Here is a 6,090-nt window from a genome sequence, read left to right on the forward strand (position 1 = left end):
CGTCTACCGGGTCTGCGGACGCAGCGCTCCCGGCTCGGTCTTCGGGATCCGCGTGCCGTCCGCGCCGACCACCGTCCGGCCGCCGAGCGGCGCGTCCAGCCGTACCGTCCTCTCGTAGAACTTGGCCATGGCCACGCACACCTTCTGCGGCCAGGACCTCCCGGTCACCGTCACCGTCACCCGGTCCCGGCTCTCCTTCGCCTTGGCCGTGTAGTCGGCGCACACCCCGCCCGTGAACGTCACGGTCAGCTCGCGGCCGTCGGCGCTGTAGCCGTCCACCTTCGTCCTGCTCGTCCTCGGCGCGGAGGACGGCCCGGACGACGGCTGGGAGGGCGGTGCGGAGGCCGACGGTGAGGCCAGGTACGTCGGGTCGAGCGCCGGATACGCCACCGTGAAGGTGCCCCGGGCCGCCGCACCCCTCACCTCGAACAGCCAGGACGGCACCAGCAGCTGCCGTCCGCCGGCCGACCGGGCGGCCAGCCCGAACACGGCCTTCTCCACCGTCACCTCGTCCGCGTCGCCCGCCTTCGGTCCCGGTGCCGTCGTGGCCCGGTTGCAGGGCTGCTCCAGCCGCTTCTTCAGCGGCATCGGCGTGGTGCAGCCGCCGATCCCCATGCGGTGATCGCCCTTGGGCGCCTTGTTCATCAGATCGAGCGTCCTGCGGGCACCCAGCACGGGGTACGTGTCCCCCTTCACCGGCGTCGCGAGCTGCCCGTGGCCGCCGACCAGCTCGCCCCGCTCGTCGACGGTCAGACCGGTCGTCAGGCCGTAGGTGGGTAGCCCGCCGATCACCGGATCGGCGTTCACCACGCGCCGCGCGCCCATCACCCCGCTCGCGTCGATCTTCGCGTCGTCCTGGCCCAGCGCCTTCAGCACCGGCGCCGCCGCCTTCTCGGCCTCCGCCGCGCTCACCGGCTCATCGGCCGGGTCGGCCGGGTCCTGGGTGCACACGGTGACCTTCCGGCAGTTGTCGGTGCCGGGCGCGTACCGGGTGTAACTCCAGCTGCCGGGTGCGTCCCGGCCGACCTGGAGGCTGGGCCCGGTGCCGTCCTTGCCGCCGACCCGCCAGGTCCTCCCCTCGGCCACCGGCGTCCCCTCGACCCCGAGTGCCCGGGCGAGCCGGGCCACCGCGTCCTTGCCGACCTCGGCACCGGGGACGTAGACGGGTGCCGAGCCGGGGCCGTCGGGCAGCGTGCCGGCGGCCACATAGGTCACACCGTAGGGATTCGGCTCCCCGGGCGCGATGCCGCCGGTACCGCTGCCGGTCCAGCCGTCCAGCGCGAGCGGCGGGGGCGCGGCGCCCCCGCCGGCGGCGCCGGCGTTCGTACGGCCGTCCGAGCCGGAGCCGGTGGCCAGATACGCGCCCCCGCCGCCGACCAGCAGCACGGCCGCCGCGACCGAGACGACGACCAGGGGGGAGCGGCGGCGCGCGGCCGGCGCGGGGGGAGCCGTGGCGTCGACCTCGTGGACCGGGTCGGGCTCAGGAGTCCCTGCTGTCTCCGCTGCGTCCGCCGCGGTCTCCTCGGTGTCCGCGGTCTGCGAGGTCTGCGGTGCCTCGGCGGTGTCCGACGCCTGGCCCGCCTCCGCCTCCCCGGTGCTCGCGGTGGCCTCCGAGGACTCGGGCTCCTCTGGTTTCTCGGGTCGCTCGGTGTTCACCGCATCGCTCCTCGCCGGCTCGTCCCACGCCCCCTGAACGGGGGACGGCGATGGGACGCGCGAGGGGAGCGCACGGTTCCCGGTCCGTGCGCCCCCGGCGTCAGTCGCCGTAGTCCGACATGGCGTCCAGCAGCCGGGCCGAGCGCACCGGCACGTTCACCCCGTGGATCAGGGACGGCGGCACCGGACGGGCGTCGTGGTGCTCGGGAGCCGTCCAGTGCCGGGCCATGCGGGCGCAGTCGCCGCGCAGCGAGGCGAGATCGCCTTCGAGGTCGGCCGGAGCGGGGGAGTGGACCTTCAGGTTCGTCATGACGGCACCGTAGGCACGCGAGGCGTCGCGAAGAAAGATCTACTATCGGGTAGTTTTGCCAGCTTCAGCGGCTGCCCCCGAGCGGGTAGCGTGAACTGTCAACCCAGCCTCCCCCCAGGAGAATGCCTGCCGTGCGCATCGCAGTCACCGGCTCCATCGCCACCGACCACCTCATGACCTTCCCCGGCCGCTTCGCCGACCAGTTCGTCGCGGACCAGCTGCACACGGTCTCGCTCTCCTTCCTGGTCGACAACCTGGACGTGCGCCGGGGCGGCGTCGGCGCGAACATCGCCTTCGGCATGGGCCAGCTCGGCACCGAGCCGATCCTGGTCGGGGCCGCCGGCTTCGACTTCGACGAGTACCGTGCCTGGCTGGACCGCCACGGCGTGGACACCGAGTCCGTCCGCATCTCCGAGACCCTGCACACCGCCCGCTTCGTGTGCACCACCGACGCCGACCACAACCAGATCGGCTCCTTCTACACCGGCGCGATGAGCGAGGCCCGCCTCATCGAGCTGAAGACGGTGGCCGACCGGGTCGGCGGCCTCGACCTGGTGCTGATCGGCGCCGACGACCCGGAGGCGATGCTCCGCCACACCGAGGAGTGCCGCTCCCGCTCCATCCCGTTCGCCGCCGACTTCTCCCAGCAGATCGCCCGGATGGAGGGCGAGGAGATCCGGATACTGCTGGACGGCGCGACGTACCTCTTCTCCAACGCCTACGAGAAGGGCCTGATCGAGACCAAGACCGGCTGGACCGACGCGGAGATCCTGTCCAAGGTCGGCCACCGCGTCACCACCCTCGGCTCGCGGGGCGTCCGCATCGAGCGCAGCGGCGAGGAGCCGATCGAGGTCGGCTGCCCCGAGGAGGAGCGCAAGGCCGACCCCACCGGCGTCGGCGACGCCTTCCGCGCGGGGTTCCTGTCGGGCCTGGCCTGGGGTGTCTCCCTGGAACGCGCCGCCCAGGTCGGGTGCATGCTGGCGACGCTCGTCATCGAGACGGTGGGCACGCAGGAGTACCAGCTGCGGCGCGGGCACTTCATGGAGCGGTTCACCAAGGCCTACGGCGAGTCCGCTGCCGACGAGGTCCAGGCCCACCTGGGCTGAGGCTCCTCGGGCCGGTCAACCCGTCCGGCGGATCAAGTACGCCGTTCCTTGCTCCGCCGGCTCCTCGCCCACGTACTCCTGGCCCCGCATCTCGCACCAGGCCGGGATGTCCAGGCGGGCCGCCTCGTCGTCCGAGAGGACGCGTACGGTGCCGCCCACCGGGACGTCACCGATGACCTTGGCCAGTTCGATGACCGGGATCGGGCAGCGCTTGCCGAGGGAGTCGACGACGAGTTCCTCGGCGTGGACGGCCGTCGCCGGGGCCGGAGCGCCCAGCTTCTCCCGTACGCCGGTCACCGCACCGGGCAGCACGGCGAGGAAGCGCTCCACGTCCTCCTCCGCCGCCCCGGCCGGCAGCGACACCCGTACATTGCCCTCGCTCAGCACCCCCATCGCCTTCAGCACATGGCTGGGCGTCAGCGTGCTGCTCGTGCAGGACGAGCCGGAGGACACCGAGAAGCCCTGCCGGTCCAGCTCATGGAGCAGCGCCTCCCCGTCGACATAGAGACAGGAGAAGGTGACGATCCCCGGCAGCCGTCGCTCCGGATCGCCGACCACCTCCACGTCGGGCACCAGCTTCGGCACCCGGGCCCGGATCCGCTCCGTCAGCTCCCGCAGCCGTACCGCCTCCTGGGCCGCCTCGGCACGCACCGCCCGCAGCGAGGCCACGGCGGCCACGATCGCCGGCAGGTTCTCGAAGCCCGGTGCCCGGCCCGACTCCCGCTCGTCCGACGGCCCCTGCGTCACGAACCGGACGCCCTTGCGCACCACGAGCAGGCCCACGCCCGAAGGGCCGCCCCACTTGTGCGCGCTGGCGGCCAGCAGCGACCAGTCGCCCTCGACCGGCCCCCACCCCAGCGACTGGGCCGCGTCCACGAACAACGGGACCCCGGCCGCCCGGCACGCCTCGGCCACCCGAGCCACCGGCTGTTCGGTGCCCACCTCGTGGTTGGCCGACTGCAGGCACGCCAGCGCGGTGTCCTCGCGGAGCGCGGCCGCGTAGGCCGAGGCGTCCACCGCCCCGAAGCGGTCCACGGCCACCCGCGTGACCTCGCCGGCCCCCGCTTCGAACGCCTCCGCCGAATGGAGGACCGAGGAATGTTCGACGGCTGACACGATCAGGTGACGCCCCACCCGCCGCCGTCCGCCCAACGCCCCCGCCACACCGGCGTGCACGGCCCGCGTCCCGGACGCCGTGAACACCACCTCGTCCGCCCGGCACCCCACGACCTCGGCAGCGGCCTCCCGAGCGGCGTCGAGCAGCATCCGGGCCCGGCGCCCCTCCCGGTACAACCGCGCGGGATCGGCCCACCCTTCGTCGAGGGAGGCCATCAGGGCCTGGCGGGCGACGGGATGCAGGGGCACGGCGGACGCGGCGTCGAAGTAGGACACACGGCAACGTTAGAACGTCGGTGGGACGACCGGCCCAGGGGCTCGGGACGGTGCTCGCGATGCGGCTCCGCCGCGTGGGCGCGAGAGGCCGTGACGCACCGGCTCCCGCCCCCCAAACCGCAACAACCCGAGCTCTTGGGCGCCACACCCGGCACCCTTCCCACCACTTCGGGGTGACCGGCGGCGCGTATGGCACCCCTCCCCGCGACCCCCCGAAGGGCGTCGGCTAGGGTTTGGTCCGCATAAACATCCAAACCCCTGCCCGACGCAGGGCGGCGACCGACCAGCGAGAAGGCCGCAGCCGACCGCGCGGGCGAGACTCTCGGGAAGGCGCTACGTGAGTCCCAACGGCTCCGACCGCTCGCCGCGGCGCCCGATGCGGCGGAAGCTGCTGCAGGCACTGACCGCGGGCCTGGTCCTGGCGACCGCTACCGGTTGCACATACAAGGACTTCCCCCGCCTTGGCATGCCCACCCCGACCACGGAAGAGGCTCCGCGGATCCTCTCCCTGTGGCAGGGCTCCTGGGCTGCCGCGCTCGCCGTCGGCGTGCTGGTGTGGGGCCTGATCCTGTGGAGTGCTTTCTTCCACCGGCGCAGCCGCACCAAGGTCGAGGTACCTCCGCAGACCCGGTACAACATGCCGATCGAGGCCCTGTACACGGTGGTCCCGATCATCATCATCTCGGTCCTCTTCTACTTCACGGCCCGGGACGAGTCGAAGCTGCTCAGCCTCACCGACAAGAAGCCCGACGTCACGGTGAACGTGGTCGGCTTCCAGTGGAGCTGGGGCTTCAACTACATCGCGAACGTCCCCGGTGTCACCGGCGACGCGAAGACCGACCCGAACCTGGCCGCCATTCCGGACCGGTTCAAGAACGCCTTCCCGGCGAACGCCGGTGGCGTCTACGACGTCGGTACCCCGGGCACGCGGAACCCGCAGACCCACAACCCCGGCCCGACGCTCTGGCTCCCCAAGGGCAAGACGGTCCGCTTCGTCCTCACCTCCCGTGACGTCATCCACTCCTTCTGGGTGGTGCCGTTCCTGATGAAGCAGGACGTCATCCCGGGCCACACCAACGCCTTCCAGGTGACCCCCAACAGGGAGGGCACCTTCCTGGGCAAGTGCGCCGAGCTCTGCGGCGTCGACCACTCCCGGATGCTGTTCAACGTGAAGGTCGTCTCCCCGGAGCGCTACGAGCAGCACCTCAAGGACCTCGCGAAGAAGGGGCAGACCGGTTACGTTCCCGCCGGCATCGCGCAGACGAGCCACGAGAAGAACCGGGAGACGAACAACCTGTGAGCATCCTCAACGAACCCCAGGGTGCCGCGGCAGCTGAAGACTCGTACGAGAACGAGCTGCCGGTCAGGCGCAAGCAGCCCGGCAATGTCGCGGTCAAGTGGCTCACCACCACCGACCACAAGACGATCGGCACGCTCTATCTGGTCACCTCGTTCGCGTTCTTCCTGATCGGTGGCGTGATGGCGCTGCTGATGCGCGCCGAGCTGGCCCGTCCGGGCCTGCAGATCATGACGAACGAGCAGTTCAACCAGGCGTTCACGATGCATGGCACGATCATGCTGCTGATGTTCGCCACCCCGCTGTTCGCCGGTTTCACCAACTGGATC

Annotated in this window: 6 protein-coding genes; 3 read left to right on the plus strand and 3 right to left on the minus strand. The window is 71.7% G+C overall.

Features of this window, described 5'->3' with window-relative positions; genetic code table 11:
- Nucleotides 1-3: 3 nt before the first annotated feature.
- Both ACZ404_RS31350 and ACZ404_RS31355 read right to left on the minus strand, forming a co-directional pair.
- Nucleotides 4-1,656 (minus strand): hypothetical protein, encoded by a 1,653-nt coding sequence (locus ACZ404_RS31350; RefSeq protein WP_468445749.1) that lies wholly within the window; start codon nucleotides 1,654-1,656, stop codon nucleotides 4-6.
- Nucleotides 1,657-1,756: 100 nt separating this feature from the next.
- Nucleotides 1,757-1,966 (minus strand): hypothetical protein, encoded by a 210-nt coding sequence (locus ACZ404_RS31355; protein ID WP_468445751.1) that lies wholly within the window; start codon nucleotides 1,964-1,966, stop codon nucleotides 1,757-1,759.
- A 131-nt stretch (nucleotides 1,967-2,097) separates the two neighbouring features.
- On the opposite strand from ACZ404_RS31355, the gene ACZ404_RS31360 reads away from it, so the two are divergent.
- Entirely contained in the window at nucleotides 2,098-3,072 is a 975-nt protein-coding gene (locus tag ACZ404_RS31360; RefSeq protein WP_468445753.1) for a carbohydrate kinase family protein, read from the plus strand.
- Nucleotides 3,073-3,087: 15 nt separating this feature from the next.
- Here ACZ404_RS31360 and ACZ404_RS31365 read toward each other — a convergent pair whose 3' ends face one another.
- Complete coding sequence (locus tag ACZ404_RS31365; protein WP_468445754.1) at nucleotides 3,088-4,464, minus strand: aminotransferase class V-fold PLP-dependent enzyme; 1,377 nt, start codon at nucleotides 4,462-4,464, stop codon at nucleotides 3,088-3,090.
- A 337-nt stretch (nucleotides 4,465-4,801) separates the two neighbouring features.
- On the opposite strand from ACZ404_RS31365, the gene ctaC reads away from it, so the two are divergent.
- Both ctaC and ACZ404_RS31375 read left to right on the plus strand, forming a co-directional pair.
- Nucleotides 4,802-5,764 carry an aa3-type cytochrome oxidase subunit II gene (ctaC, locus tag ACZ404_RS31370; protein ID WP_468445756.1) on the plus strand — a complete coding sequence of 321 codons (963 nt, stop codon included), beginning with the start codon at nucleotides 4,802-4,804 and terminating at the stop codon, nucleotides 5,762-5,764.
- On the plus strand, nucleotides 5,761-6,090 hold a 330-nt coding region (locus ACZ404_RS31375), incomplete at its 3' end, for a cbb3-type cytochrome c oxidase subunit I (protein WP_468445759.1). The genes ctaC and ACZ404_RS31375, both read left to right, overlap by 4 nt.

The sequence above is a fragment of the Streptomyces sp. NPDC030798 genome, assembly GCF_055572275.1.